The sequence below is a fragment of the Aquabacterium sp. J223 genome (assembly GCF_024666615.1).
Classification (GTDB): domain Bacteria; phylum Pseudomonadota; class Gammaproteobacteria; order Burkholderiales; family Burkholderiaceae_C; genus J223.
Window position 1 is genome coordinate 818,708 of sequence record NZ_CP088297.1, and the last position, 26,991, is coordinate 845,698.

The 26,991-nt window shown below is 70.9% G+C and carries 21 protein-coding genes, 2 tRNA genes and 1 rRNA gene; 18 read left to right on the forward strand and 6 right to left on the reverse strand.

What is annotated here, in order from left to right; genetic code table 11:
• Positions 1-25 precede the first annotated feature (25 nt).
• Positions 26-706 (forward strand): P-loop NTPase family protein, encoded by a 681-nt coding sequence (locus LRS07_RS03970; protein WP_260500713.1) that lies wholly within the window; start codon positions 26-28, stop codon positions 704-706.
• A gap of 54 nt (positions 707-760) precedes the next feature.
• On the opposite strand, the gene metK is transcribed toward LRS07_RS03970, so the two are convergent.
• Positions 761-1,945 carry a methionine adenosyltransferase gene (gene metK / locus LRS07_RS03975; protein ID WP_260500714.1) on the reverse strand — a complete coding sequence of 395 codons (1,185 nt, stop codon included), beginning with the start codon at positions 1,943-1,945 and terminating at the stop codon, positions 761-763.
• A 211-nt stretch (positions 1,946-2,156) separates the two neighbouring features.
• Here metK and LRS07_RS03980 point away from each other — a divergent pair, with 211 nt between their 5' ends.
• Genes LRS07_RS03980 through LRS07_RS04005 form a run of 6 tightly spaced genes read left to right on the forward strand, consistent with a single transcriptional unit; the run spans position 2,157 to position 7,709 of the window.
• Positions 2,157-3,038, forward strand: a complete 882-nt coding sequence (locus LRS07_RS03980; protein WP_260500715.1) for a lysophospholipid acyltransferase family protein — start codon at positions 2,157-2,159, stop codon at positions 3,036-3,038.
• Complete coding sequence (locus LRS07_RS03985; RefSeq protein ID WP_260500716.1) at positions 3,035-3,973, forward strand: lysophospholipid acyltransferase family protein; 939 nt, start codon at positions 3,035-3,037, stop codon at positions 3,971-3,973. The genes LRS07_RS03980 and LRS07_RS03985 overlap by 4 nt, the downstream gene beginning before the upstream one ends.
• 10 nt (positions 3,974-3,983) lie before the next feature.
• A complete protein-coding gene (dapF, locus tag LRS07_RS03990) occupies positions 3,984-4,841 on the forward strand; it encodes a diaminopimelate epimerase (protein ID WP_260500717.1) in 858 nt (285 codons plus the stop codon).
• A gap of 15 nt (positions 4,842-4,856) precedes the next feature.
• Complete coding sequence (locus LRS07_RS03995; RefSeq protein ID WP_260500718.1) at positions 4,857-5,546, forward strand: DUF484 family protein; 690 nt, start codon at positions 4,857-4,859, stop codon at positions 5,544-5,546.
• Between the two features lie 7 nt (positions 5,547-5,553).
• The gene (locus tag LRS07_RS04000) at positions 5,554-6,504 is read left to right on the forward strand and encodes a tyrosine recombinase XerC (RefSeq protein WP_260500719.1); all 951 of its coding nucleotides are present in this window, start codon (positions 5,554-5,556) and stop codon (positions 6,502-6,504) included.
• A 20-nt stretch (positions 6,505-6,524) separates the two neighbouring features.
• The gene (locus LRS07_RS04005; RefSeq protein ID WP_260500720.1) at positions 6,525-7,709 is read left to right on the forward strand and encodes a class I SAM-dependent rRNA methyltransferase; all 1,185 of its coding nucleotides are present in this window, start codon (positions 6,525-6,527) and stop codon (positions 7,707-7,709) included.
• Between the two features lie 48 nt (positions 7,710-7,757).
• Here LRS07_RS04005 and cphA read toward each other — a convergent pair whose 3' ends face one another.
• Positions 7,758-10,343, reverse strand: a complete 2,586-nt coding sequence (gene cphA / locus LRS07_RS04010) for a cyanophycin synthetase (RefSeq protein WP_260500721.1) — start codon at positions 10,341-10,343, stop codon at positions 7,758-7,760.
• A 32-nt stretch (positions 10,344-10,375) separates the two neighbouring features.
• On the reverse strand, positions 10,376-12,625 hold the full coding sequence (locus LRS07_RS04015) for a cyanophycin synthetase (protein ID WP_260500722.1): 2,250 nt from the start codon (positions 12,623-12,625) through the stop codon (positions 10,376-10,378).
• Positions 12,626-12,803: 178 nt separating this feature from the next.
• Between LRS07_RS04015 and LRS07_RS04020 the strand changes: the two genes are divergently transcribed.
• The 4 genes from LRS07_RS04020 (at position 12,804) to LRS07_RS04035 (ending at position 18,147) form a co-directional block, all read left to right on the forward strand.
• Positions 12,804-15,167, forward strand: coding sequence for a cyanophycin metabolism-associated ABC transporter (locus LRS07_RS04020; protein ID WP_409450592.1), 2,364 nt, complete (start codon positions 12,804-12,806; stop codon positions 15,165-15,167).
• Positions 15,164-15,631 (forward strand): cyanophycin metabolism-associated DUF1854 family protein, encoded by a 468-nt coding sequence (locus tag LRS07_RS04025; RefSeq protein WP_260500724.1) that lies wholly within the window; start codon positions 15,164-15,166, stop codon positions 15,629-15,631. Before LRS07_RS04020 ends, LRS07_RS04025 begins: the two co-directional genes overlap by 4 nt.
• Positions 15,632-15,702: 71 nt before the next feature.
• Positions 15,703-17,529: a glutamine--fructose-6-phosphate transaminase (isomerizing) gene (glmS, locus tag LRS07_RS04030; protein WP_260500725.1), complete on the forward strand. Its 1,827-nt coding sequence runs from the start codon at positions 15,703-15,705 to the stop codon at positions 17,527-17,529.
• 96 nt (positions 17,530-17,625) lie between these two features.
• Entirely contained in the window at positions 17,626-18,147 is a 522-nt protein-coding gene (locus LRS07_RS04035) for a pyridoxamine 5'-phosphate oxidase family protein (RefSeq protein ID WP_260500726.1), read from the forward strand.
• A 24-nt stretch (positions 18,148-18,171) separates the two neighbouring features.
• Here LRS07_RS04035 and purT read toward each other — a convergent pair whose 3' ends face one another.
• The 3 genes from purT to LRS07_RS04050 form a co-directional block, all read right to left on the reverse strand.
• Complete coding sequence (gene purT / locus LRS07_RS04040; protein ID WP_260500727.1) at positions 18,172-19,389, reverse strand: formate-dependent phosphoribosylglycinamide formyltransferase; 1,218 nt, start codon at positions 19,387-19,389, stop codon at positions 18,172-18,174.
• A complete protein-coding gene (locus LRS07_RS04045; RefSeq protein WP_260500728.1) occupies positions 19,389-19,907 on the reverse strand; it encodes a TlpA family protein disulfide reductase in 519 nt (172 codons plus the stop codon). Before LRS07_RS04045 ends, purT begins: the two co-directional genes overlap by 1 nt.
• Before the next feature lie 121 nt (positions 19,908-20,028).
• Entirely contained in the window at positions 20,029-21,210 is a 1,182-nt protein-coding gene (locus tag LRS07_RS04050; RefSeq protein ID WP_260500729.1) for a sensor histidine kinase family protein, read from the reverse strand.
• Between the two features lie 496 nt (positions 21,211-21,706).
• Between LRS07_RS04050 and LRS07_RS04055 the strand changes: the two genes are divergently transcribed.
• The 7 genes from LRS07_RS04055 to LRS07_RS04085 all read left to right on the forward strand — a co-directional run bounded on the left by LRS07_RS04055 (position 21,707) and on the right by LRS07_RS04085 (position 26,956).
• The gene (locus LRS07_RS04055) at positions 21,707-22,018 is read left to right on the forward strand and encodes a hypothetical protein (RefSeq protein ID WP_260500730.1); all 312 of its coding nucleotides are present in this window, start codon (positions 21,707-21,709) and stop codon (positions 22,016-22,018) included.
• A 47-nt stretch (positions 22,019-22,065) separates the two neighbouring features.
• Positions 22,066-22,515 (forward strand): PTS sugar transporter subunit IIA, encoded by a 450-nt coding sequence (locus LRS07_RS04060; protein ID WP_260500731.1) that lies wholly within the window; start codon positions 22,066-22,068, stop codon positions 22,513-22,515.
• Positions 22,484-22,753: an HPr family phosphocarrier protein gene (locus tag LRS07_RS04065; RefSeq protein ID WP_260500732.1), complete on the forward strand. Its 270-nt coding sequence runs from the start codon at positions 22,484-22,486 to the stop codon at positions 22,751-22,753. The genes LRS07_RS04060 and LRS07_RS04065 overlap by 32 nt, the downstream gene beginning before the upstream one ends.
• 61 nt (positions 22,754-22,814) lie before the next feature.
• Complete coding sequence (gene ptsP / locus LRS07_RS04070; RefSeq protein ID WP_260500733.1) at positions 22,815-24,584, forward strand: phosphoenolpyruvate--protein phosphotransferase; 1,770 nt, start codon at positions 22,815-22,817, stop codon at positions 24,582-24,584.
• A gap of 549 nt (positions 24,585-25,133) precedes the next feature.
• Positions 25,134-26,662: ribosomal RNA gene (locus LRS07_RS04075) — 16S ribosomal RNA — on the forward strand.
• A gap of 118 nt (positions 26,663-26,780) precedes the next feature.
• Positions 26,781-26,857 (forward strand) — tRNA-Ile (locus LRS07_RS04080).
• Between the two features lie 22 nt (positions 26,858-26,879).
• Positions 26,880-26,956, forward strand: a tRNA-Ala gene (locus tag LRS07_RS04085).
• The last annotated feature ends 35 nt before the right edge of the window (positions 26,957-26,991 follow it).

Genomic DNA, 26,991 nt, shown 5'->3' on the forward strand with positions numbered 1-26,991 from the left:
GCCGGCCACGGCCGGCCCTCCTCCCATGAGTCACCTCCATTTCGTCGGCGGCGAGAAAGGCGGCGTCGGCAAGTCGCTGTTCGCCCGCCTGCTGGCCCAGCACCTGATCGACCGCGCCAAGCCGCTGCGCTGCTTCGACACCGACCGCTCGCACGGCTCGCTGCTGCGCTATTACGCCGACTACGCCGAACCCGCGCCGCTGGACGGCCACGACAGCCTGGACCGGGTGCTGGAGGCCGCCGCGGCCGACCCGGACCTGAACGTGGTGGTCGACCTGGCCGCACAGACGCAGGCCTCGCTCGACCGCTGGTTCCACGACGCCGGCGTCGCCGAAGTGGCGGCCGAGGTCGGCGCCGGCATCACCGTCTGGCACGTGCTGGACAGCGGGCGCGACTCGCTGCCGCCGCTGCAGCGCTGGCTGGACGGGCCGAACGCCGGCCTGCCGCTGGTCGTGGTGCTGAACGAAGTGCGCGGCGACGGCTTCGAGCAGCTGACCGACAGCGGCCTGCTCGCGCGTGCCGAGGCCGCCGGGGCCCGCACCCTCCGCCTGCGCAAGCTGCCCGATGCGCTGCTGCAGAAGGTCGACGGCCAGGGTGCCAGCTTCTGGGCCGCGCTGCAGCCGGGCGCCCTCGGCCTGCTCGACCGCCAGCGGCTGAAGCTGTGGCTGCACCGCAGCGGCGAGGCGCTGGACGCGCTGGGCGTCTGAGCCATGACAAAGGGCCGCACGCGGCGGCCCTTGTCCATGGCAGGCGCGGTGCGGCTACTTCAGGCCTGCCGCGTGGCGCAGCGACTCGGCCCGGTCCGTCTTCTCCCACGAGAACTCCGGCTCCTCGCGGCCGAAGTGGCCGTAGGCGGCGGTCCTGGTGTAGATCGGCCGCAGCAGGTCGAGCATCTGGATGATGCCCTTGGGCCGCAGGTCGAAGTGCTCCTGCACCAGGGCGGCGATCTTCTCGTCGGGGATGACGCCGGTGCCCTCGGTGTAGACGGTGACGTTCATCGGCCGGGCGACGCCGATGGCGTAGGCGACCTGCACCTGGCACTGCCGGGCGAGGCCGGCCTTGACCACGTTCTTGGCCACGTAGCGCGCGGCGTAGGCGGCCGAGCGGTCCACCTTGCTCGGGTCCTTGCCGGAGAACGCGCCGCCGCCGTGCGGGCAGGCGCCGCCGTAGGTGTCGACGATGATCTTGCGGCCGGTCAGGCCGCAGTCGCCCTGCGGGCCGCCGATGACGAAGCGGCCGGTCGGGTTGACCAGGTACTTCGTCTCCTTCAGCCATTCCTTGGGCAGCACCGGCTTGATGATCTCCTCGATCACCGCCTCGTAGAAGCTGGGCTTGAGCTTGGTCGCGGTCTCGCTCTGGTCGGGGCTGTGCTGGGTGGACAGCACCACGGTGTCGATCGAGTGCGGCTTGCCGTCGACGTAGCGCATCGTCACCTGGCTCTTCGCGTCCGGCCGCAGGAAGGGCAGGCGGCCGTCCTTGCGCAGCTGCGCCTGGCGCTCGACCAGCCGGTGCGCGTAGTAGATCGGCGCCGGCATCAGCTCGGGCGTCTCGTCGCAGGCGTAGCCGAACATCAGGCCCTGGTCGCCGGCCCCGGTGTTCAGGTGGTCGTCGCTGGCGTGGTCCACGCCCTGCGCGATGTCGTTCGACTGCTTGTCGTAGGCCACCAGCACCGCGCAGCCCTTGTAGTCGATGCCGTACTCGGTGTTGTCGTAGCCGATGCGCTTGATCGTGTCGCGCGCGACCTGGATGTAGTCGACGTGCGCGTTGGTCGTGATCTCGCCCGCCAGCACGACCAGGCCGGTGTTGGTCAGCGTCTCGGCGGCGACGCGGCTGCGCGGGTCCTGCTGGAAGATCGCGTCGAGGATCGCGTCCGAGATCTGGTCGGCGACCTTGTCGGGATGGCCTTCGGAGACCGACTCCGAGGTGAAGAGATAGTCGTTCGCCACTTCCTTAAACTCCTGGGTTGCAGTTGAGGGAGCCTCGCGTCGCCGAGGCCCCGGAGGCGACTGCACTGCCCGGGAAGCGGCGAACGCTTTAGCGGTACTTGCAAGGCCCGCATCGCTGCACGCCTTGGGACCGGTTGTCACACCGGCCGCTCGAGTCGCCCCGCAAGTTGTTCAGTTAACTCGGCGACTGCCGCAGATTATAGGAAGCCCGTTGCCGCAGTTGTCCATCGCCCGCTGGCTGGCCCGCCGCCGGCTGCCGTTCCTGCACGCCCTCGGCGGTTTCCTCGGCTGGTGCGCGTGGTGGGCCTCGCCCGGCTACCGCCGCCTGCTCGCCGAGAACGCCCGCCGCGGCGGCGTCACGCCGGCGCAGCGCCGACAGGCGATTTCCGAAGCCGGCCGCATGCTGGCCGAACTGCCCTGGCTGTGGCTGCGCCCGCACGACGACGCGCGCCTGGCCGGCGGCTGCCGCTGGCATGGCGAGGCGCTGATCGAGCAGGGCCTGGCGGCCGGCCGCGGCCTGCTGGTGCTGACGCCGCACATGGGGTCCTTCGAGGTCTGTGCCCAGGCCTATGCCGAGCGCTTCGGCCACCTGGCGCCGGCCACGGTGCTGTACCGACCGGCGCGGCAGGACTGGCTGCGCGACCTGCAGCGCCGGGGCCGCGAGCGGCCGGGCATGAAGGCCGCACCGGCGTCGCTGGCAGGGGTGCGGCAGATGCTGAAGGCCCTGCGCGCCGGCGAGACCGTCGGCCTGCTGCCCGACCAGGTGCCGCCCGAGGGCCTGGGCGTCTGGGCGCCCTTCTTCGGCCACCCGGCCTACACCATGACGCTGGCGCACCGCCTGGTGCGGCAGACCGGCGCCGCGGTGGTGCTGATGTGGTGCGAGCGGCTGCCGCGTGGCCGCGGCCACGTGCTGCACGTGTCGGCGCCGGCGGAACCGCTGGACCGGGTCGCCGACGACGAACTGGCCGCGGCCAGCGCCATCAACCGCGAGATGGAGCGGGTGATTGCGCAATGCCCGGGCCAGTACCTCTGGGGCTACGACCGCTACAAGCACCCGCGGGGCCTGCCCGGCATCTTCGGGTCGGTGGCATGACGTCGACAGTGGCGAGGGCACTGCGCCGCTGGCCCGCGCAGGTGGTGATCGTGGGGCTGTGGTGCCTGCACTGGCTGCCGTTCGGCCTGCAGGACGCGCTGGCCCGCGGGGTCGGCCGCCTGCTCTACCGCCTGGCCGGCGCCCGGCGGCGGGTGGCGCTGCGCAACCTGCAGCTCTGCCTGCCGGACCTGCCCGAGGCCGAGCGCGAGGCCATCGCCCGCGCCCATTTCCGATGGCTGGCGCGCAGCCTGCTCGAACGCGGCCTGCTGTGGTTCGCCAGTGCCGGGCGGCTGCAGCGCCACCTGGTCATCGAAGGCGACATCGGCTTCGCCGAGCGCCATCCGCAGCAGCCGGTGATGTGGCTGGTGCCGCACTTCGTCGGGCTGGAGGCGGCCGGCACCGCCAGCCAGCTGGGCCAGCGCCGCCCGGTGGTCTCGATGTACCAGACCCAGAGCAACGAGGTCTTCGACGAGGCGATCCGCCGCGGCCGGCTGCGCTTCAACGGCGGCATCCTGTTCTCGCGCCGGGAGACCGCGCGGCCGCTGATGCGCGCCATCCGCGACGGCCACCTCTTCCTCAACCTGCCGGACATGGACTTCGGCGAGCGCGACGCCGCCTTCGTGCCCTTCTTCGGCGTGCCGGCGGCCACCCTGCTGGCGCCCTCGCGCATGGCCCGCGCGCTGGGCATGGCGGTGCAGCCGGTGGTGGTGCGCATGCGCGGGGCCGAGCACCCGCAGGGCGCCGGCTGGACGGTGCGCTTCGGCGAGCCGTGGGCCGACTTCCCCACCGACGACCCGGTGGCCGACGCGGCGCGCATGAACCGCTGGATCGAGGACGAGGTGCGCGCCAACCCGGCGCAGTACCTGTGGGTGCACAAGCGCTTCAAGACGCGGCCGCCAGGCCAGCCGTCGTTGTACGAGGTCCCGGGCGGATAATCCGCGGACCATGAAGCTGCGCTTCACCAAGATGCACGGCGCGGGCAACGACTTCGTCGTGCTCGACGCCACCCGCGGTCCGCTGTCGCTGTCGAACGAGCAGTTGCGCCGCCTGGCCGACCGCCGCTTCGGCGTCGGCGCCGACCAGATCCTGTTCGTCGAGCCGAGCCAAACGCCGGGGGTGGACTTCCGCTACCGCATCTTCAACGGCATCGACGGCGACGAGGTGGAGCACTGCGGCAACGGCGCGCGCTGCTTCGTGCGCTACGTGCACGAGCACGGCCTGACCGACAAGCGCCGGGTGCGGGTCGAGACCGTCAACGCCCGGCTCGACCTGCACCTGCAGGACGACGGCCGGGTGACGGTGGACATGGGGCCGCCCCGCTTCGCCCATGCCGACCTGCCGTTCGATGCGTCCGGCCTCACGCCGCGCACCGTCAACGGCTTCGAGCTGTGGCCGCTGGCCCTGGCCGACGGCGACGCGGTCGAGGTGGCGGTGCTGTCCATGGGCAACCCCCACGCGGTGCGCCGGGTCGAGGACGTGGCCCATGCCCCCGTGGGGCTGGAAGGCCCGCAGATCGAAGGCCACGAGCGCTTCGCCAAGCGCGTCAACGCGGGCTTCCTGCAGGTGGTCGACCCCGGCCACGTCAAGCTGCGCGTCTATGAACGCGGCGCCGGCGAGACGCTGGCCTGCGGCACCGGCGCCTGCGCGGCGGTGGTGGCGGGCATCCGCCTGGGCTGGCTGGACGCCGCGGTCGAGGTCGAGACCCGCGGCGGTGCGGTGCGCATCGAATGGGCGGGCGGGCACTCGCCGGTGCTGATGACCGGGCCGGCCGTCACCGTCTTTGAAGGAGAGATCGAGCTGTGAACACGAAGGGCCAACATGACTGCTGACGTGCGAGGCATCACGGAGCACGACATCGCCAACTACCTGGCCAACACGCCGGGGTTCTTCGAGCGCCATGCCGAGCTGCTGGCCTCGGTGCAGCTGACCAGCCCGCATGGGCAGCGGGCCGTCTCGCTGCAGGAGCGGCAGATGGAAATGCTGCGCGACAAGATCAAGGGCCTGGAGTTCAAGATCGTCGAGATGATCCGCAACGGCCAGGAGAACGTGGCCATCGCGGACCGGCTGCACCGCTGGACGCGGTCGCTGCTGCTGACCACCGACGCGGCGCAACTGCCGGAGGTGCTGGTGGGCCAGCTGAAGCACCAGTTCCTCATCCCGCAGGCGGCGCTCAAGCTGTGGCGGGTGGCGCCCCTGCATGCCGACGCCGCCTGGGCGGTCGGCGCCAGCGACGACGTCAAGAGCTTCGCCTCCAGCCTCACCATGCCCTACTGCGGCCCCAACGCCGGCTTCGAGGCGGCGACCTGGCTCGACGACGCGGCCACGGTGGCCTCGCTGGCCATGGTGCCGCTGCGCCACGGCAGCAGCGAGGACGCGGTCGGCCTGCTGGTGCTGGGCTCGCCCGACCCCACGCGCTACAGCGCCGACATGGGCACCGAGTTCCTGATGCGCATCGGCGAGATCGCGGCCGCCGGGCTGTCGCGGCTTCTGCCACCGCCCGCGGCCTGAGCGCGCCATGGCCGGCACGCCCAGCGAGCCGCGCGTGCTGCGCTACCTCGACCACCTGCGCCACGAGAAGCGGCTGGCCGACCGCACGCTGACGGCCTACGCCGATGCGCTGGCCCGCCTGCAGTCGGCGGCCGAGGCGCTGCCCCTCGCCTTGGCCGACGTGCAGCCGCACCACGTGCGGCGCTGGATGGCCGAGGCCCATGCCGGCGGGCTCGGCCCGCGCAGCCTGGCGCTGCTGCTGTCGGCCTGGCGCGGCTTCTACGCCTGGTGGGGCCGTCACGGGCGAACGCTGGGCGAGCCGGCGCTGGCGCAGAACCCGGTGCAGGGCGTGCGCGCGCCGAAGGCCGGCCGGCCGCTGCCCAAGGCGCTGTCGGTGGACCAGGCGGTGGCGCTGGCCGAGCAGGTGCCCGACGCGCTGCACCCGGCGCTGTCGGCGCGCGACGGTTGCCTGGTCGAGCTGCTCTACGGCGGTGGCCTGCGGGTGGCGGAGCTGGTCGGGCTCGACCTGCGGCCCAACGACCGGGCCGGTGCCGGCTGGATCGACCTCGACGACGCCACCGCCCACGTGCTGGGCAAGGGCCGCAAGCGGCGCAGCGTGCCGCTGGGGCCGCCGGCGCTGGCGGCGGTGCGGGCCTGGCTGGCCTGCCGCGGCGAGCTGGCCCGGCCGGACGAACCGGCGCTGTTCGTCACCCGGCACGGCACCCGGTTGTCGACCAGCCAGGTGCGCACCCGGCTGCGCGCCATCGGCCAGCAGGCCGGACTGCCGGTGCCGGTGCACCCGCACATGCTGCGCCACAGCTTCGCCTCGCACCTGCTGCAGTCCAGCGGCGACCTGCGCGCGGTGCAGGAGCTGCTGGGCCACGCCAGCATCCGCACCACGCAGGTCTACACCCGGCTCGACTTCCAGCACCTGGCGCAGGTGTACGACGCGGCGCACCCGCGGGCGAAGAAGAAGTAGCCGACGATGACAATGGCCGGATGAAATCGATCCGGCTTCGCGAGGGCAAGGAGCGCTCGCTGCAGCGCCGCCATCCCTGGGTCTTCCAGGGCAGCATCCAGAAGGGCGGCGGCGACGCCGGCGAGACGGTGCGGGTGGAGGCCCACGACGGTGCCTTCCTCGCCTGGGGCGCGTTCAGCCCCAGCTCGCAGATCCGCGTGCGGGCGTGGAGCTTCGACGAAGGCGAGCGCATCGACGCCGCCTTCTTCGAGCGCCGGCTGGCCGCCGCGCTGGCGCTGCGGCAGCGGCTGCCCATCGACAGCGACGGCGTGCGGCTGGTGCACGGCGAGGCCGACGGCCTGCCGGGCCTGATCGTCGACCGTTATGCCGACACCCTGAGCGCGCAGTTCCTGTCCGCCGGCACCGAACGCTGGAAGGCGGTGATCGCGGACGCGCTGCTCAAGCTCAGCGGCAGCGCCCGGCTGTACGAACGCTCCGACGCCAACGTGCGCACGCTGGAGGGCCTGCCGGCGGCCAGCGGCTGGCTGCGTGGCGACGGGCCGACCGAGCTCACGATGCACGAACACGGCTGGCGGCTGACGGTGGACGTGGCGCACGGCCACAAGACCGGCTACTACCTCGACCAGCGCGACAACCGCCGCCGCTTCGCCGAGTGGGTGCGGCACTTCGGCTGCCGGCAAGTGCTCAACTGCTACAGCTACACCGGCGGCTTCGCCATCGCCGCGCTGCAGGGCGGCGCCGCGCAGGTGACCAGCGTCGATTCGTCGGCGCCGGCGCTGCAGCGGGTGCAGGCGCATGTGGCGCTCAACGGCTTCGAGCCGTCGCGCTCGGAGGTGGCCGACGCGGACGTCAACACCTTCCTGCGCGACGCGCTGAAGGCCGGCCGGCGCTTCGACGCCATCGTGCTCGACCCGCCGAAGTTCGCGCCCACCGCCCACCACGCCGAGCGCGCGGCGCGCGCCTACAAGGACATCAACCGCCTGGCGCTGAAACTGCTCGAGCCGGGCGGGCTGCTGCTCACCTTCTCGTGTTCCGGCGGCATCGGCGCCGACCTGTTCCACAAGATCGTCGCTGGCGCCGGCATCGACGCCGAGGTCGACGCCGCCATCCTGGCCCGCCTGGAGGGCGCCTGCGACCACCCCACCACGCTGGTGTTCCCCGAAGGCGAGTACCTGAAGGGGCTGGCGCTGCTCAAGCAGGCCTGAAAGCGCCGCGGCCCGCACGAGGCGGGCCGCTGGTCGGGGTCACGACGCTCAGGCGGCGACCGCGGCGTTCGCTTCGGCGCAGCGTTGGGCCAGGTGTGCCAGCGCCGCGTCGACCTGGTCGACCAGCACCAGGCACAGCTCGCCGGGCTGCAGGCGCGACAGCGCCAGGTCCACCGCCTTGAACTCGCCGCGCACCTCGTCGACGTGGCGGGTGCGCGGCGCGTCGCGCAGGCCCTCGCGCAGCAGGCCGACCACCTCGCCGTCGGCGCGGCCGCGCTGGCAGGCGTCCTCGTACAGCACCACCTCGTCGAAGGCGCGGCCGAGGATGGCCGTCTGCGCGCGGATGTCCTCGTCGCGACGGTCGCCGGCGCCGCTGATCACCACCGAGCGGCGGGTCGCCGGCAGGCTTTCCACCGCGGCCACCAGGGCGCGCATCGCGTCCGGGTTGTGGCCGTAGTCGGCGATCACGGTGGCACCGCGGTAGTCCATGACGTTGAAGCGGCCCGGCGCGTTGTCCGCATCGTTGACGAAGGTGGCCAGGCCGCGGCGCACGGTGTCCCAGTCCAGGCCGACGGCCCAGGCCGCGGCAACCGCCGCCATCACGTTCTGCACCTGGAAGCCCACCGTGCCCCTGCGGGTGATCGGGATGTCGGCCAGCGGCAGCCGCTCGCGCCAGGCACCCTCGACCGCGACGATGGCGTCGCCGTCCAGGTGCACGGTGCGCAGGCCCTGCGCCATCTGCGCGGCCATCAGCGGCAGCTTGCGGTCGGCGGCGAAGAAGATGACCCTGCCCGGGCACTGGGCCGCCATCGCCGCCACCAGCGGGTCGGCGGCGTTGAGCACCGCGTAGCCGTCGGCCGCCACGTTCTGCACGATGACCTGCTTGACGCCGGCCACGTCCTCGGCGGTGTGCAGGTGGTTGAGGCCCAGGTGGTCGCCCTCGCCGATGTTGGTGACCACGGCCACCGCGCAGCGGTCGAAGCCCAGGCCTTCGCGCAGCAGGCCGCCGCGGGCGGTCTCCAGCACGGCGGCGTCGACCATCGGGTGCGCCAGCACGCTCTTGGCGCTCTTCGGGCCGGAGCAGTCGCCGGAGTCGATCTGCCGGCCACCGACGTAGACGCCGTCGGTGTTGGTCATGCCCACGGTCTTGCCGGCGGCGGCGAACAGGTGGGCGATCAGCCGCACCGTCGTCGTCTTGCCGTTGGTGCCGGTGACGGCGACCAGCGGGATGCGGCCGTCGTCGCCGCGCCGGTACAGGTGGTCGACCATGGCCTCGCCCACCGCCCGGCCCTTGCCGTAGGACGGCGCCAGGTGCATGCGCAGGCCGGGCGCGGCGTTGACCTCGACCACGCCGCCGGACTGCGCCTCCAGCGGCTTGGTCACCGTCTCGCACACCACGTCGACGCCACAGATGTCCAGGCCGACCATCTGCGCCGCGGCGATGGCGCGGGCGGCCACCTCGGGGTGCACGTCGTCGGTGACGTCGGTGGCGGTGCCGCCGGTGGACAGGTTGGCGTTGTTGCGCAGGACGACGCGCTGGCCCTTCTCCGGCACCGACTCGGGCGTCAGGCCCTGCAGCGCCAGCCGGCCGACGGCGATGTCGTCGAAGCGGATCTTGGTCAGCGAGGTGGCGTGGCCCTCGCCGCGCCGCGGGTCGGCGTTGACGAGGTCGACCAGCTCGCGCACGGTGTGGCGGCCGTCGCCGCAGACCTGCGGCGGGTCGCGGCGCGCGGCGGCCACCAACTGGTCGCCCACCACCAGCAGCCGGAAGTCGTCGCCGGGCAGGAACTTCTCGACCATCACGCTGCCGAATTCGGCCGCGCTGGCGAAGGCGGCGTCCAGCGCGTCGCGGCTGGTGATGTTCACCGTCACGCCCTTGCCCTGGTTGCCGTCCTGCGGCTTGCACACCACCGGCAGGCCGATCTGCTGCGCCACGGTCCAGGCCTCGTCGGGCGTGGCCACCGGGCGGCCCATCGGCACCGGCACACCGGCCGCGTGCAACAGGCGCTTGGTCAGGTCCTTGTCCTGGGCGATCGACTCGGACACCGCGCTGGTCGAATCGACCTCGGCGGCCCAGATGCGGCGCTGCTTCACGCCCCAGCCGAACTGCACCAGGCTGCCGCTGGTCAGGCGGGTGAAGGGGATGTGGCGGGCGAGCGCGGCGTTGACGATCGAGCCGGTGCTCGGGCCGAGGCGCTCGTCCTCGTCCAGCTCGCGCAGCCGCGCCACCGCGGCCTCGTGGTCGAACGGCGCCTGGGCGCTGGCGGCGTTGAGCAGCTGCTCGGCCAGCTCGAAGGCGAGGCTGCCGACGCATTCCTCGCTGTACTCGACGACCACGTGGTAGGTGCCCGCCTCGGCGGTGGGCACGGTGGCGCTGAAGGTCACCGGGCAGCCGGCCTGCGCCTGCAGCGACAGCGCGGCCGCCTCCAGCACATGGGCGACGGACAGCTGCGGGTCGCGGCCGGTGGGGCGCAGGGTGCCGAGCTGCGGGAAGCGCTCCCGCACACGGGCCTCCAGGCCGGGCTGGGTGGCCAGCGCGCATTCGGCCGCCTCGCAGTGGACGGTGGCCTCGATGGCGGTGTGGCGGCTCCAGCGGTTGGGGCCGCGCAGGGCGCGCACGCGGGAGATGTTCATGGCGTTGTGGCGTTCGGTGCGGGTCGGTCGCCTCAGGCGGCGGCGACTTCGGCGGTCAGGGCGTCGGCCGGGGCGTCGGCTTCCGCGGCCGGGGCGCGGCCCAGTTCGGGCAGCGTGGGGTCGAAGGTCTCGAGGCCGATGGCGATCAGCTCGGGCGCGATGCCCAGCGCCCAGGCGGCCGACACGCCGGCCAGCACGGACAACCGGCACTGGGCGGCGCGCGCGGCGCCGTGGCGCCGGCCGAGCGCCGACAGCGAAGCGAAGGGCGTCTCGGTCGCGCCCTGGGCGAAGACCAACCGCTCGCCGCGGATGAAGGCGGCACGGCCGCCCTCGGCGCGGTGGGCGGCCAGCGCCGGGTTGGCGGGGTCCGCGGCGTAGAGGATGACCTCGCCGTCGCACAGCCGGGCCATGGCCGCGATGCGTTCGTCACCGGCGTTGAGCACCGCCACCCCGTCCGGCAGCACCACGTCGACCTGGGTGCGCAGCACCCGCGCCACCTGCTCGGTGTCGTGCACGTCGAACTCGGCCAGCTGCTCGGCGCCGCCGAGGTCGGTCACCACGCCCACGCTGCAGCGGTCGTAGGCCAGGCCGTCGCGCAGGATGGAGCGGGCGCCGGCTTCCAGCACGGCGGTCTCCACCTCGCGGTTGATCAGCAGGCGCTCGCCGCTGGCGTGGTCGTTGCTCGGGCCGCGCTCGACCTTGCGGCTGCCGAGGAACAGGCCGTCCTGGCAGGCCAGGCCGACCTTGCGGCCGTGCAGGTGGACCAGCCAGGCCACCAGGCGGGCGACGGTGGCGGTGCCCTTGGCGCCGGCGATGCCGACGATGGGGATGCGGCCGCTGTCCTGTGCCGGGAAGAGGTGGTCGACGATGGCCTGCCCCACCGGCCGGGGCATGCCCTGCGCCGGCTTCAGGTGCATCAGCAGGCCGGGGCCGGCGTTGACCTCGACGATGGCGCCGCCCTGTTCGTGCAGCGGGCGGCCGATGTCCTCGCAGACCATGTCGATGCCGGCGATGTCCAGGCCCACCACCTTGGCGGCCAGCACCGCCAGGTGCGCGACCTCGGGGTGGACCTCGTCGGTGCAGTCGATGGACAGGTTGCCGTTGCGCATGACCAGCACGCGGCGACCGGACTCGACGACGGCATCGCCGGCCAGGCCCTGGCGCTTCAGCTCGTGGCGCACCGAGGTCTCGGGGTCGTCGAGGCGGATGGGCATGAGCGGGAAGTCCTCGGTGTCGCCGCGGCGCGGGTCGCTGTTGATCTGGGAGGCGATGAGCTGCTCGACGGTGGACTGGCCGTCGCCGGTGATCCAGGCCGATTCGCCGCGGGTGGCGGCGACCACCTTGCCGCCGACCACCAGCACCCGGTGCTCGTCGCCGCGGATGTAGCGCTCGACCATCACGCTGCTGCCCTGGCCATAGGCCAGCTCGTAGGCGGCCTCGATGTCGTCGCGCTCGCGCAGGTCGAGGCTGACGCCGCGGGCGTGGTTGCCGTCGCGCGGCTTCACCGCCACCGGCAGGCCGATGTCCTGGGCGGCTTCCCACGCTTCCTCGGCCGAGGCCACGCGCCGCCCTTCCGGCACCGGCACGCCGCAGGTGGCGAGCAGGCGCTTGGTCAGCGCCTTGTCGCCGGCGATGGCCTCGCCGATGGCGCTGGTCTTGTCGGTCTCGGCGGTCCAGATGCGGCGCTGCGCCTTGCCGTAGCCCAGCTGCACCAGGTTGCCGTCGTTGAGGCGGATGTGCGGGATGCGGCGGTCGGTGGCCGCGTTGACGATGCTCTGCGTGCTGGGGCCGAGGTAGCAGCCGTCCACCTTCTCGCGCACCCGCTCGATGGCCGCGGCGACGTCGAAGGGCAGGTCGTTGATCGCCGCCATCAGCAGGCCGTGGCCGCAGGCCAGCGCCTCACGGGCCACCTGCTCGTCGCGGGCGCGGAACACCATGCGGTAGACGCCGTACCGGGTGGTGCTGCGGGTCTGGCCGAACCCGGTGGGCATGCCGGCACGGTTCAACAGCTCGATCACCACGTGCTCGAGGATGTGGCCGGCCCAGGTGCCTTCGGTCAGGCGCTGCAGGAAACCGCCCGGCTCACCGACGCCGCAGTGGTGCTCCGCCAGCTGCGGCAGCCAGGCCACCAGCCGGTCGTTCAGGCCGGGCAGCTTGTTGGAGGGCAGCTCTTCCAGTTCGCCCAGGTCCAGCCAAACCTCCAGCGTCGGTCGGTAGGTCCAGAGGTTGGGGCCGCGCAAATAGTTGATGCGCAGCAGCTGGATGTCGTTCTTCGGGTTCATCGGGGAGTCCCCAGCGGTTGTCTTGTGTCTTGGCGCCGGCCCGGTCAACCCGGGCACAAGCGCTGCCGTTTCGCGGCGATGTGGGGTGGGACGGCGATCATTCGTGACCAAATCGGCGAGAATTCGCCGCTTCGGCCGCAAAAAACCCCGGTACGGGGGCTTAAAGCGACGTCAACCCATGCCACATCACCCTCCCAAGACCCCGATCACGACGCCGCTTGGGATGGACACGGCGGCCGGCGGGACCTTGGAAGCGAACCTGCTTGGGAACGAGAACGCCCAGGCCGCGCTGTCGGTTGACCTGCTCGGGGAAGCCACCGGGTTGCGTTTCGGGCACGGCGAACTCCTGCTCACCGACCGCCGGCTGCTGTGGCAGGCCGACGGTTCTGCGCTGCAGGAATGGGCGCTCGTCCCCGGCCTGCAGCTCAAGCTGAGCGACCACGCCGGGGTCGGCAGCCTGGAGCTGTGCTCCGACGGCCGGCGGCTGGCGACCTGGCGCTTCACCCTGGCGCTGCAGGCGCAGGCGCTGCGCCTGGCCGACCGCTTCGCGCGGGTGCAGCAGGCGCGGGCGGCGGGCGTGGCAGCCGAGGCGGACGACGAGGGCCTGTGCGCCCGCTGCGGCGCCGCCCTGCCGCCGGACAGCGAGGACTGCCCCGCCTGCGACCGCGAGCCGGTGACGGTGCCGTCGACCTGGGTGCTGCTGCGGCTGTGGCGCTTCGCCCGGCCCTACCGATGGCAGCTGCTCACCGGCTTCCTGCTGACGCTGGCCTCCACCGGCGCCACCCTCGTGGCGCCCTACCTGACGATGCCGCTGATGGACGAGGTGCTGATCCCGTTCCAGAACGGCCAGGCCATCGACCGCGGCAAGGTGACGCTGTACCTCGGCGGGCTGCTGGCGGCAGCCCTGTTCGCCTGGGTGTTGAGCTGGGCCCGCACCTACCTGCTGGCGCTGGTGTCAGAACGCATCGGCGCCGACCTGCGCACCGCCACCTACGACCACCTGCTCAAGCTCTCGCTCGACTACTTCGGCGGCAAACGCACCGGCGACCTGATCGCGCGCATCGGCTCGGAGACCGACCGCATCAACGTCTTCCTGTCGCTGCACGCGCTGGACTTCGCCACCGACGTGCTGATGATCGGCATGACCGCCGTCATCCTGTTCTCCATCAACCCCTGGCTGGCGCTGGTCACGCTGCTGCCGCTGCCCTTCATCGGCTGGATGATCCACACCGTGCGCGAGCGGCTGCGCACCGGCTTCGAGCGCATCGACCGGGTGTGGGGCGAGGTGACCAACGTGCTGGCCGACACCATTCCCGGCATCCGGGTGGTCAAGGCCTTCGCCCAGGAGGCGCGCGAGTCGCAGCGCTTCAAGGAGGCCAACGTCCACAACCTGCAGGTCAACGACCGGCTCAACCGCACCTGGAGCCTGTTCACGCCCACGGTGTCCATGCTCACCGAACTGGGCCTGCTGGTGGTGTGGGGCTTCGGCATCTGGCAGGTGTCGCAGCGGCAGATCACCGTCGGCGTGCTGACGGCGTTCATCGCCTACATCGGCCGCTTCTACGGCCGGCTGGACTCGATGAGCCGCATCGTCTCGGTGACGCAGAAGGCGGCGGCCGGGGCCAAGCGCATCTTCGACATCCTCGACCACCAGAGCAGCGTGCCCGACCCGGCGCAGCCGGTGAAGGTGGCGCGGGTCGAGGGCGCCTTGAGCCTGAAGGGCCTGGGCTTCCGCTACGGCAGCCGCACCGTCATCCGCGGGTTGGACCTGGAGATCCGGCCCGGCGAGATGGTCGGCCTGGTCGGGCACAGCGGCTCGGGCAAGAGCACCCTGGTCAACCTGATCTGCCGCTTCTACGACCCCACCGACGGCGCCCTGCAGCTCGACGGCGTGGACGTGCGCCGCTTCGCGGTGGCGGACTACCGCCGCCACATCGGCCTGGTGCTGCAGGAGCCCTTCCTCTTTTTCGGCACCATCGCCGAGAACATCGCCTACGGCCGGCCCGACGCCACCCGCGAGCAGATCGTGGCCGCAGCCCGCGCCGCGCATGCGCACGAGTTCATCCTGCGGCTGCCGCAGGGCTACGACTCGCTGGTCGGCGAGCGCGGCCAGGGCCTGTCCGGCGGCGAGCGCCAGCGCATCAGCATCGCCCGCGCGCTGCTCATCGACCCGCGCATCCTCATCCTCGACGAGGCCACCTCCGCGGTGGACACCGAGACCGAGCAGGAGATCCAGAAGGCGCTGGACAACCTGGTGCAGGGCCGCACCACCATCGCCATCGCCCACCGGCTGTCCACGCTGCGCAAGGCCGACCGCCTGGTGGTGATGGACCGCGGCCGCATCGTCGAGGTGGGCCCGCACGACGAGCTGATGGCCCGCCGCGGCGCCTACTGGCGGCTGTACGAGGCGCAGGCCCGCACCGCGGAGACACAGGACGACGGCGTCGACGCGCGGGTGGACGCCGACGCACCCGCCGCCCCGCCGCTGGCACCGGCGCCCCGGCCTCACGGCGCCGCCGAGGCGATGGAGAACACGCCATGACCGCCGCGCTGACGCTGCACCGCAACGCCCTCGGCCGGCTGGTGCTGACGCTGCCCGACGGCACCCGCCACGAGGGGGTGGTGCCGGTGCGGGCCTTCCCGCTGGCGGCGCCGGAGGAGGGCCTGTCGCTGGTCAGCGCCGAGGGCCGCGAGGTGGCCTGGGTCCACCGCCTCGCGGAGCTCGACGCCGGGCAGCGCCGGCTGCTGGAGGAGGAGCTCGCCCCGCGCGAGTTCATCCCGCGCATCGAGCGTCTGGTGGCGGTGAGCAGCTTCATCACGCCCTGCACCTGGACGGTGGAGACCGACCGCGGGCCGACCGACTTCCAGCTCAAGGCCGAAGAGGACATCCGCCGGCTGCCCGGCGGCGCGCTGCTGATCAGCGCCGGCAGCGGGGTGCTGTTCTCGGTGACCGACCGCTTTGCGCTCGACCGGCCCTCGCGGCGGTTGCTGGAGCGCTTTCTCTGAGCTTTTCGCGGCCTGCGCCCGCCGGGCGGGGGCTTACGATCTGACATTTCCGAACCGAGGGAAGGCACACCATGTGCGGCATCGTCGGCGCCGTCGGCCCGAGCAACATCGTCCCCATCCTCGTCGAGGGGTTGAAGCGGCTGGAGTACCGCGGCTACGACTCCTGCGGCGTGGCGGTGCACCAGGACGGCGGGCTCAGGCGCGCCCGCAGCACCGCCCGCGTGGCCGAGCTGCAGCAGGCGGTGGCCGACGAGCACCTGGCCAGCGGCACCGGCATTGCGCACACCCGCTGGGCCACCCACGGCGCACCGGCGGTGCACAACGCGCACCCGCACTTCTCCAACGGCCGCATCGCGCTGGTCCACAACGGCATCATCGAGAACCACGACGAGTTGCGCGCCGAGCTGAAGGCCCGCGGCTACACCTTCGAAAGCCAGACCGACACCGAGGTGCTGGCGCACCTGGTCGACCAGCTCTACGACGGCGACCTGCTGGACGCGGTGCAGCGGGCGGTGCGCCGGCTGCGCGGCGCCTACGCCATCGCGGTGTTCGCCAAGGACGAGCCGCAGCGCGTGGTCGGCGCGCGCAAGGGCTCGCCGTTGGTGCTGGGCTTGGGCCAGGGCGCGAACTACCTGGCCTCCGACGCCATGGCGCTGGCCGGCGTGACCGACCAGATCGTCTACCTGGAAGAGGGCGACGTGGTCGACGTGCAGCGTGATGCCGCCCGCGTCACCGCGCACGACGGCAGCGGCTGGCGGACGGTGCAGCGCCCGGTGCGCACCGTGCAGGCCCACAGCGGCGCGGCCGAGCTCGGGCCCTACCGCCACTACATGCAGAAGGAGATCTTCGAGCAGCCGCGCGCCATCGGCGACACGCTGGACGAGATCACCGAGGTCACGCCGGAGCTGTTCGGCGAAGGCGCCGCGGCGGTGTTCGCCGACATCGACCGGGTGCTGGTGCTGGCCTGCGGCACCAGCGCCTATGCCGGCCTGGTGGCCCGGCAATGGCTGGAGTCGATCGCCGGCATCCCGACCAGCGTCGAGATCGCCAGCGAGTACCGCTACCGCGACAGCGTGCCGCACCCGCGCACGCTGGTCGTCACCATCAGCCAGAGCGGCGAGACGGCGGACACGCTGGCGGCGCTGAAGCACGCGCAGTCGCTGGGCATGCCCCACACGCTGACCGTGTGCAACGTGCCGACCAGCGCCATGGTGCGCGAATGCCGGCTGGCCTTCCTGACGCGGGCCGGGGTCGAGATCGGCGTCGCCTCCACCAAGGCCTTCACCACCCAGCTGGTCGGCCTGTTCCTGCTGGCGCTGACGCTGGCCAAGGGCCGCGGCCGGCTCAGCGCCGGCGACGAATCGCGCCACCTCAAGGACCTGCGCCACCTGCCGGTGGCGGTGCAGGCGGTGCTCGCGCTGGAGCCGCAGGTCATCGCCTGGAGCGAGGAGTTCGCGGCCAAGGACCATGCGCTCTTCCTCGGCCGCGGCCTGCACTACCCGGTGGCGCTGGAAGGGGCGCTCAAGCTCAAGGAGATCAGCTACATCCACGCCGAGGCCTACCCGGCCGGCGAGCTGAAGCACGGCCCGCTGGCGCTGGTGACCGCCGCCATGCCGGTGGTCACCGTGGCGCCCAACGACCAGCTGCTGGAGAAGCTCAAGAGCAACATGCAGGAGGTGCGGGCCCGCGGCGGCGAGCTGTTCGTCTTCGCCGACAACGACACCCGCATCGACAGCGAACCCGGCCTGCACGTGATCCGCATGCCAGAGCACTACGGTGCGCTGTCGCCCATCCTGCACGTGGTGCCGCTGCAGCTGCTGGCCTACCACACCGCCGTGGCGCGGGGCACGGACGTGGACAAGCCGCGCAACCTGGCCAAGAGCGTGACCGTCGAGTAGCCAGGGCGCCGAGTCGTCAGCGCATCCCGACAGGAACGGGGCTTGCCGCCCCGGGGGGGACCGGGCTTTCGAGCCCATTCATTCTGGAGCTCCCCGATGCACCACGACCACGACGCCGCCCACGAGGCGCACGACACCGACCGCCTGTGGAAGCTGATCAAGGACATGCGCTTCGGCATGTTCACCACGCGCCACGAAAATGGCCACCTGCACTCGCGGCCGATGACGACGCAGAACCGCCGCGGCGACACCGACGACAGCCTGTGGTTCTTCATGTCGCGCAGCAGCGAGCCGTTCGCGGACCTGCAGCGCGAGCCGCAGGTCAACGTGGGCTACGCCGACCCGGGCAGCGACAGCTACGTCTCGGTGTCAGGCGTGGCGGAGCCGGTGGAGGACGCACAGCAACGCAAGGCGTTGTGGTCCTCGATGAACGAGGCCTGGTTCCCCAACGGCCCGGACGACCCCGACGTGGCGCTGGTGCGGGTGCGCATCACCCATGCCGACTACTGGGACGTGAAGCAGAGCAAGGTGGTGCAGCTGTTCAAGATGGCGAAGGCCGCCGTCACCGGCCATCCGCCCACCGACATGGGCGACCGCGGCCAGGTGCGCATGCACTGAGTCGGCGGTGGCCGACGGGAGGCGTCAAGCCGGCCGCGGTCGGACGCGGCCGGCCGCTTCCTTGGCGCGCGAGCGGGCGGTCGCCAGGTCCTCGTCGTGCGCCAGCGCCACCCCCATGCGGCGCTTGACGAAGCTCTCCGGCTTGCCGAACAGGCGCAGCTCGGTGCCCGGCACCCGCAGCGCGTCGGCCACGCCGTCGAAGACCAGCGCGCCGGCATCCACCCCGCCATAGACCACGGCGCTGGCGCCGGGGCTCTTCATCGACGTGTCCACCGGCAGGCCGAGCAGTGCGCGGGCGTGCAGTTCGAACTCGTTCTGCCACTGCGTGACCAGCGTCACCAGGCCGGTGTCGTGCGGGCGCGGGCTGACTTCGCTGAACCAGACCTCGTCGCCCTGCACGAAGAGTTCGACGCCGAACAGGCCCAGGCCACCCAGGTCGGCGGTCACGGCCAGCGCGATGTCGCGCGCCTTCTGCAGCGCCGCGGCGGACATCGGCTGCGGCTGCCAGCTTTCGACATAGTCGCCGGCCACCTGTTTGTGCCCGATGGCTTCGCAGAAGCGGGTCTCGACCTGGCCGTCGGCCCCCAGCGCCCGCACGGTGAGCAGCGTGATCTCGAAGTCGAAGCGGATCACGCCCTCGCAGATCACCCGACCGTGGCTCACGCGGCCGCCGGCCATGGCGGCGTCCCACGCCGCGTGGACGTCCGCCGGTGAATCGACCCAGCTCTGGCCCTTGCCGGAGCTGCTCATCACCGGCTTGACGATGCAGGGGAAGCCGATGGCCTCGGCCGCGCCCCGCAGTTCGTCCAGCGACGAGGCGAAGCGGTAGGGGCTGGTCGGCAGGCCGAGCGTTTCGGCGGCGAGCCGGCGGATGCCTTCGCGGTCCATGGTCAGGCGCACCGCGCGGGCGGTGGGCACCACGCGCAGCAGCCCCTCGGCCTCCAGCGCCTGCAGCACCGGCGTGGCGATGGCCTCGATCTCGGGCACCACCAGCGCCGGCCGCTCCCGGCGCAGCAGGGCTTCCAGCGCGGCGGGGTGGTTCATGGCGATGGTGTGCGCGTGGTGCGCCACCTGGTGGCCGGGCGCATGGTCGTAGCGGTCGACCGCGAGGGTCTCCACGCCCAGGCGCTGCAGCGCGATCAGCACCTCCTTGCCGAGTTCGCCGGCGCCCAGCAGCAGGACGCGGGTGGCGGCCGACGACAGCGGCGTGCCCAGCGACACCGGAGCGGGGGCGGCCGCCATCAAGCCGGTTCGGCGAGCAGGCTGTCGAGCAGTGCGTGCAGCGAGGCGAAGTCGGGCTGGCCGACGTAGCGCTTGACGATCTCGCCGCGACGGTTGACGACGAAGGTGGTGGGCGTGAGCTGCACGTCGCCGAAGCGCTTGGCGATCTCGCCGGTGTTGTCGATCGCGACTTGGAAGGGCAGCTTGCGGGTCTCGGCGAAGCGGGCGACGTAGGCCGGCGGGTCGTACTGCATGGCCACCGCCAGCGTCTGCAGGCCGCGGCCCTCGAAGCGCCGGTGGGTGGCGACCATCTGCGGCATCTCGGCCACGCAGGTGGTGCAGCTGGTCGCCCAGAAGTTGATCAGCAGCACCTGGCCCTTGAGGTCGGCCGTGCCGCTGCGGCTGCCGTCCAAGCGGGTGTAGGCCACCTCGGGCAGCGGCTCTCGGGCGGCCAGGGTCTGCCAACCCAGCCAACCGGCCACGGCCAGCAGCACGGCGGCGACGAGCAGGGGCAAGGGGCGGGTGAGGAGCGGTTTCATCGGGCGCGTTCCGGGTGCGGGTAGGCGTTGGGCGGCCACGCCGGGCCAGGCGGGAGTGTAGGACGCCCGCTGCGGCGCGGGTCGATGCGGGGCATCGGCCGGCACGCCCGGCCCCGCGGCCCTATGTGGCGCGCGACAGCTCCAGGATCAGCGCCGACGGCAGACCCCCGCGCAGCGACGTCAGCCCCACGCGGGTGACCGGCTGACCGGCGACGTGCGCCAGGTCGATGCCGTCCATGTCCGGCGCGAGCTCGATGAAGGGCAGGTCGGGCATGTGGGCGCGCAGCGACTGGCGCAGGTCCTCGATGTCCTCGGCTTCCTCGGGCGAGACCGGCGCGAGGTAGACCACGGCATGCGGCGGTCCCTCGGCGCAGTAGCGGCGAGCCTCGCCGGCGTCGTCGGCGAAGTCGAGCAGCAGTCCCATGTGGGCCACGGCCTCGCGGACCGCGGCCTGCAGGGCGGCGTCGCGCGCAATGGTGAGCACCACGCTGCCCGCCAGCGGCCGCGAGCTGAGGGTGGACGGCGCCGCCTCGGCCGACGGCGGGGGCGAGGCGGCGGCAAGGCCATCGTCGGCGTCGACGTCGTCCCGCAGCGCCCGCGGAAACTGCAGCGTGGCGATGGTCTCGATGCCGGTGTCGTCGCGGTCGACCAGCAGGCCCATGGCCCATGCCATGTGCTGCACCAACCGCCAGTTCAGGCTGTCGAGCACCGCGGGGTCGACCGGCAGGGCGTCGTCGTCGGCGCTGCGCCAGGCGAAGCGGCAGGTGAGCTGGGCCTGCACCGGCCAGGCCTTGAGCGACACCCGCAGGTCGATGGCGTTGCGCGCGCATTCGCCGCCCCAGTCGAGCAGCGCGTTGCACAGTCCGAACAGCAGGGCGGGGTCGGTGACGACGTCCACGTCCTTGAGCGACGGGCGCACGACCACGCCCCTGGCCTGCAGGTCGGCGCGTCGTTGCTGCACCAGCTCGCCCAACAACCGGCCCAGCGGCAGCCGCTCGGGCGCCTGGCGCACCCGTCCCGACGCGAAGCGCGCCAGCTGCTGGCCGGCGATGCCGGCCCGCCGTGCGCTCTCCACCTCCTCGCGAAGGGCACGCAGGTTCTGGCGGTCGATGCGGCCGGTGGCGGTCAGGGCCTGCAGGCGGTCCAGTGCGGACGTGAGGGGCGAGGCGATCTCGCGGCCGACCTGGGTCAGCAGCTCGTGCCAATGCCCGTCCATGCCGCGGCGCGAGCCGTCGCCAAGGCGTTTCGCGCCTTGATCGTCAGCGTCGTCGAGATCCGTGGCGTCGAACTCGGACATGTCCATGGCGCTGGTGAGAGCGAACGTTTCCTGATGTAACCGAAGTGGAGGCGATGGTCGAAGTGGCGACCCGCCCCGGTCCATCCCGTGACCCCGGGGAGGCCGTTGCCCAGGCGCCTGAAGCGGCACAACCGCACGGTGGCCCGACGTCTGACGGGTGCGGCGGCTCACGGGCGAGGGGCGCACCCGGGGTTCGTCCGGCACTGCGCGTGCCGGGCCGCCCGGCGGCGATGACCGGTGGCCCGTCGGTCGCGTTGGGCCACTGCCGATAATCCTCCGGTGCGCCCCTGCCCCTCGCTCACCGCGGCCATGCTCGGCCTGCTCGCGGCCCTGACCGGTTGCTCGCCCACCCTGAACTGGCGGGAGCTGCGCCCCGACGGCAGCGGGCTTGTCGTGCTCTTCCCCTGCCGGCCGACCACTGAAAGTCGGACGGTGGCGCTGGAAGGCCAGGGCCTGCCGATGACCGTGTGGGTCTGCGAGGCCGGGGGGCAGCCACTATGCCTTGAGCCGACTGGACGCCGGCGACCCTGCTCGGGCGCAGCGGGCCGAGGCGGTGCTGCACCGGGCGGCGGCGCGGACGCTTCAGGCTGGCGAGCCGGTGGTGTCTGCCGAAACGCCGGCCGGCCTGAACGGCGCAGCGGCGCAGCGGCTTCAGCTGTCCGGGCGGACACCCGATGGCGTGGCGGTCCGCCAGCAGCTGCTCACGTTTCGCGCCGGCGGCACGGTCTACCAGGCGACGGTCTTCGGCACGCAGTTGTCGGAGCAGGGCGTCGACGGGTTCTTCTCGGGCATCGGCCTGGGCCGACGACCCTGACGGCCAACCCGGGGTGACGGCCCCACATAATGGGCTCGCCCCTTTCCATGACCGGCCTTCTCCTTCTTGCCCATGCGCCCCTGGCGAGCTCGCTGCGCGAGGTGGCCTGCCATGCCTATCCCGAGGCGCAGTACCTGCTGCAGGCGGTGGACGTCCGCCCGGACATGTCGCCGGAGGCCGTCGAGGCGGCGGGCCAGGAGGCGCTGCGACGCCTGGCACCGCACGAGGTGTTGATCCTCACCGACGTGTTCGGTGCCACGCCGAGCAACGTGGCGCAGCGCCTGGCGGACGGCCAGCGGGTGAAGGTGGTCACCGGCGTCAACGTGCCGATGCTCTGGCGCGCGCTGTGCTACGCCGGTGAGCCGTTGGACGCGGTGGTCACCCGTGCCATCGCCGGTGCCACGCAGGGCGTGATGCAGGTCGCAGTGGTGCGGCCGCAGAACCAGGCGCAGAAGCCATCGATCCATGATCCGTCGAACCATCAGCATCAGCAATAAGCTCGGCCTTCATGCCCGCGCCTCGGCCAAGCTCACCAAGCTGGCCGGCAGCTTCCGCTGCGAGGTCTTCATGAGCCGCGCGGGGCGGCGGGTGAATGCCAAAAGCATCATGGGGGTGATGATGCTGGCGGCGGGTCTGGGCAGCGAGGTGGTGCTGGAAACCGAGGGCGTCGACGAGCAGGCGGCCATGGACGCGCTGGTGGCGTTGATCGAGGACAAGTTCGGCGAGGGCGAGTAGCCGATGGGCCTGCGGTCAACCCGCCTGCCGCCGGTCACCCTGCACTGCTAAATTGGCCTGCATGAGTCTGCAGGTCTTCGGTCTACCGGTTTCCCGTGGCGTCGCCATCGGGCGCGCGGTGCTGGTGGCGTCGAGTCCGATCGATGTCGCGCACTACTTCGTCGAGGCGACCCAGGTCGAGCACGAGATCGGCCGTCTCCGGCACGCCCGCGACGTCGTCGCGGGGGAACTGACCGCGCTGCAGCGCGAGCTGCCCGCCGATGCGCCCGCCGAGCTGTCCGCGCTGCTGGACGTGCACATCATGCTGCTGCACGACGAGCTGCTGGCGGACGCCACCAAGCTGTGGATCGTCGAGCGCCACTACAACGCGGAATGGGCGCTGGCGGCCCAGCTGGAGGTGGTGGCCCGCCAGTTCGACGAGATGGAGGACGACTACCTGCGCGAACGCAAGGCGGACGTGGAGCAGGTGGTGGAGCGGCTGCTGCGTGCCCTGTCGCGTGGCGCCGGCTCGCTGGTGGCGACGACGGCCCATCCACGCGACTTCGCCGGTGAGGACCCGCTGGTGCTGGTGGCCAACGACATCGCCCCGGCCGACATGCTGCAGTTCAAGGGCAGCGTGTTCACCGGGTTCATCACGGACGTGGGCGGTCGCACGTCGCACACCGCCATCGTCGCGCGCAGCATGGACATTCCGGCGGTGGTCGGCGCGCGGGAGGCGAGCCGGCTCATCCGTCAGGACGACTGGGTCGTGATCGACGGTGATGCCGGCGTCGTCATCGTCGATCCCTCGCCCATCGTGTTGGAGGAATACCGGTTCCGCCAGCGGCAGAGCGACCTGGAGCGGGCGCGACTGGATCGGCTGCGCCACACGCCGGCGGTCACCCTGGACGGGCAGGTCGTCGAACTGATGGCGAACATCGAGCTGCCCACCGATGCACCGGCCGCGCTGGCGGCGGGCGCGGTGGGTGTCGGCCTGTTCCGCAGCGAATTCCTGTTCATGAATCGCAACGGCCACCTGCCCGACGAGGACGAACAGTACGCCGCCTACCGTGACGCGGTGCTGGCGATGAAGGGGCTGCCCGTCACCATTCGGACAGTCGACGTCGGTGCGGACAAGCCGTTGGAGCGCATGTCGCTGCAGGAGCTGCGGCACGAGCATGCCCTCAACCCGGCATTGGGCCGGCGCGCCATCCGCTGGAGCCTGTCCGAGCCCGAGATGTTCATGCAGCAGCTGCGCGCCATCCTCCGGGCCGCGGCCCACGGGCCGGTGCGGCTGCTGATCCCCATGGTCGCGCACCTCGGCGAAGCGAAAGCGGCGCTGGCGGCGGTGGCCCGTGCCAGGCAGGCGCTGGTCCTGAGCGGACAACCTGCGGGCGACGTGATGGTCGGGGCCATGGTGGAGGTGCCCGCGGCCGCCCTGGTGCTGCCGCTGTTCTTGCAGCACTTCGACTTCGTCTCCATCGGCACCAACGACCTCATCCAATACACGCTTGCCATCGACCGGGCCGACGAGGCCGTGGCGCACCTGTACGACCCGTGGCACCCCGCGGTGCTGCAGTTGCTCGCCCGGGCGATCGAAGAGGCGGCACGAGCCGGCAAGCCGGTCAGCGTGTGTGGCGAGATGGCGGGCGACCCCGCGTTCACCGAATTGCTGCTCTCGATGGGTCTGCGCAGCTTCTCCATGCATCCGTCGCAGATCGCCGCCGTCAAGCAACGCGTCCTGCGGGCGGATACCCGGCGGCTGCGCACTTGCCTCTCGCAGGTCCTGGCATCGGACGAACCCGAGCAGGCGTGGCGGCTGGCGCTGGTGCCGTTGGAAGCGGCTGCTTAGCGTCGGGTCCAAGGGCCGCCCCGCCTGGACGGAACGGGAGACGAGACCGTCGGCGGCGTGGTGCTGCTGGCCGGGTACCTCCTCCCGTTCGGCATCAGCGCACTTGCTGCCCCTGCCTGCTTCCTGCTATAGTCATGGACTTCGCTCTTCACGCCTGACGTTTGTCGGGGGATGAGGGGAGTGATGCCAGATGCCGTGTTGCGGTGTTTGGCGCGCCTGCTGGGCGGGTTTGCCTGAAAGGGTGGCTGGCGGATGGGGCGGGTGATCGTGAAGACCGACTGGTTGACATGGTTTCCGATTCGGTCCACAATAGCGGGCTTCGCTGCTGAAAACGCAGCGTCTCTTGTGAAAGACAAAGCGGCCTTAGGCTGCGGGTCCGAGCAAGCAGTTCTTTAAAAACATACAGCCGATAAGCGTGGGCGTTTGAGGCGAGTGACCCGAAGGCTGCAAAGCCTGAGGGGTTGGAAGTTTTCGGACTTCTGGCGCTTCGAACGCTCATGGAAACAGAAGTGAAGTTCACTTCGATTCCTTGAGTGAAAACAGCAGATCGAACTGAAGAGTTTGATCCTGGCTCAGATTGAACGCTGGCGGCATGCCTTACACATGCAAGTCGAACGGTAACGCGGGGCAACCTGGCGACGAGTGGCGAACGGGTGAGTAATACATCGGAACGTGCCCAGTAGTGGGGGATAGCCCGGCGAAAGCCGGATTAATACCGCATACGACCTACGGGTGAAAGCGGGGGACCGCAAGGCCTCGCGCTATTGGAGCGGCCGATGTCAGATTAGGTAGTTGGTGGGGTAAAGGCCTACCAAGCCTGCGATCTGTAGCTGGTCTGAGAGGACGACCAGCCACACTGGGACTGAGACACGGCCCAGACTCCTACGGGAGGCAGCAGTGGGGAATTTTGGACAATGGGCGCAAGCCTGATCCAGCCATGCCGCGTGCGGGAAGAAGGCCTTCGGGTTGTAAACCGCTTTTGTCAGGGAAGAAATCCTTTGGGCTAATACTCTGAAGGGATGACGGTACCTGAAGAATAAGCACCGGCTAACTACGTGCCAGCAGCCGCGGTAATACGTAGGGTGCAAGCGTTAATCGGAATTACTGGGCGTAAAGCGTGCGCAGGCGGTTGTGCAAGACAGGTGTGAAATCCCCGGGCTTAACCTGGGAACTGCACTTGTGACTGCACGGCTGGAGTGTGGCAGAGGGGGATGGAATTCCGCGTGTAGCAGTGAAATGCGTAGATATGCGGAGGAACACCGATGGCGAAGGCAATCCCCTGGGCCTGCACTGACGCTCATGCACGAAAGCGTGGGGAGCAAACAGGATTAGATACCCTGGTAGTCCACGCCCTAAACGATGTCAACTGGTTGTTGGACGGCTTGCTGTTCAGTAACGAAGCTAACGCGTGAAGTTGACCGCCTGGGGAGTACGGCCGCAAGGTTGAAACTCAAAGGAATTGACGGGGACCCGCACAAGCGGTGGATGATGTGGTTTAATTCGATGCAACGCGAAAAACCTTACCTACCCTTGACATGTCTGGAATCTTGCAGAGATGCGAGAGTGCTCGAAAGAGAGCCAGAACACAGGTGCTGCATGGCCGTCGTCAGCTCGTGTCGTGAGATGTTGGGTTAAGTCCCGCAACGAGCGCAACCCTTGTCATTAGTTGCTACGAAAGGGCACTCTAATGAGACTGCCGGTGACAAACCGGAGGAAGGTGGGGATGACGTCAGGTCCTCATGGCCCTTATGGGTAGGGCTACACACGTCATACAATGGCCGGTACAGAGGGCTGCCAACCCGCGAGGGGGAGCTAATCCCAGAAAACCGGTCGTAGTCCGGATCGCAGTCTGCAACTCGACTGCGTGAAGTCGGAATCGCTAGTAATCGCGGATCAGAATGTCGCGGTGAATACGTTCCCGGGTCTTGTACACACCGCCCGTCACACCATGGGAGCGGGTTCTGCCAGAAGTAGTTAGCCTAACCGCAAGGAGGGCGATTACCACGGCAGGGTTCGTGACTGGGGTGAAGTCGTAACAAGGTAGCCGTATCGGAAGGTGCGGCTGGATCACCTCCTTTCTGGAAATGACGAAGCCGAAGCGACGCTGCTTGCAGCGCTGCTTGAGAGCTGAGTCCACATGGGTCGCGAGTCTTGGGCGCCCACACTTATCGGCTGTACGTTGACGACAGGCATCAAGGGTCTGTAGCTCAGTCGGTTAGAGCACCGTCTTGATAAGGCGGGGGTCGTTGGTTCGAATCCAACCAGACCCACCACCCGAAAGCATCGCGCTTCGATGGGGGTGTAGCTCAGCTGGGAGAGCACCTGCTTTGCAAGCAGGGGGGTCATCGGTTCGATCCCGTTCACCTCCACCACGCCTGGTGCCTGCGTCTTTGACGTTCGAACACCC

Coding starts and splice junctions, on each gene's coding strand:
- LRS07_RS04025 (WP_260500724.1), top strand. CDS start 15,164: ATGACCGCCGCGCTGACGCTGCACCGCAACGCCCTCGGCCGGCTGGTG.
- LRS07_RS03985 (WP_260500716.1), top strand. CDS start 3,035: ATGACGTCGACAGTGGCGAGGGCACTGCGCCGCTGGCCCGCGCAGGTG.
- LRS07_RS04060 (WP_260500731.1), top strand. CDS start 22,066: ATGACCGGCCTTCTCCTTCTTGCCCATGCGCCCCTGGCGAGCTCGCTG.
- LRS07_RS04005 (WP_260500720.1), top strand. CDS start 6,525: ATGAAATCGATCCGGCTTCGCGAGGGCAAGGAGCGCTCGCTGCAGCGC.
- LRS07_RS03995 (WP_260500718.1), top strand. CDS start 4,857: ATGACTGCTGACGTGCGAGGCATCACGGAGCACGACATCGCCAACTAC.
- LRS07_RS04035 (WP_260500726.1), top strand. CDS start 17,626: ATGCACCACGACCACGACGCCGCCCACGAGGCGCACGACACCGACCGC.
- glmS (WP_260500725.1), top strand. CDS start 15,703: ATGTGCGGCATCGTCGGCGCCGTCGGCCCGAGCAACATCGTCCCCATC.
- LRS07_RS04065 (WP_260500732.1), top strand. CDS start 22,484: ATGATCCGTCGAACCATCAGCATCAGCAATAAGCTCGGCCTTCATGCC.
- purT (WP_260500727.1), bottom strand. CDS start 19,389: ATGGCGGCCGCCCCCGCTCCGGTGTCGCTGGGCACGCCGCTGTCGTCG.
- LRS07_RS04015 (WP_260500722.1), bottom strand. CDS start 12,625: ATGAACCCGAAGAACGACATCCAGCTGCTGCGCATCAACTATTTGCGC.
- LRS07_RS04050 (WP_260500729.1), bottom strand. CDS start 21,210: ATGGACATGTCCGAGTTCGACGCCACGGATCTCGACGACGCTGACGAT.
- LRS07_RS03970 (WP_260500713.1), top strand. CDS start 26: ATGAGTCACCTCCATTTCGTCGGCGGCGAGAAAGGCGGCGTCGGCAAG.
- LRS07_RS04020 (WP_409450592.1), top strand. CDS start 12,804: ATGCCACATCACCCTCCCAAGACCCCGATCACGACGCCGCTTGGGATG.
- dapF (WP_260500717.1), top strand. CDS start 3,984: ATGAAGCTGCGCTTCACCAAGATGCACGGCGCGGGCAACGACTTCGTC.
- LRS07_RS04000 (WP_260500719.1), top strand. CDS start 5,554: ATGGCCGGCACGCCCAGCGAGCCGCGCGTGCTGCGCTACCTCGACCAC.
- LRS07_RS04045 (WP_260500728.1), bottom strand. CDS start 19,907: ATGAAACCGCTCCTCACCCGCCCCTTGCCCCTGCTCGTCGCCGCCGTG.
- ptsP (WP_260500733.1), top strand. CDS start 22,815: ATGAGTCTGCAGGTCTTCGGTCTACCGGTTTCCCGTGGCGTCGCCATC.
- cphA (WP_260500721.1), bottom strand. CDS start 10,343: ATGAACATCTCCCGCGTGCGCGCCCTGCGCGGCCCCAACCGCTGGAGC.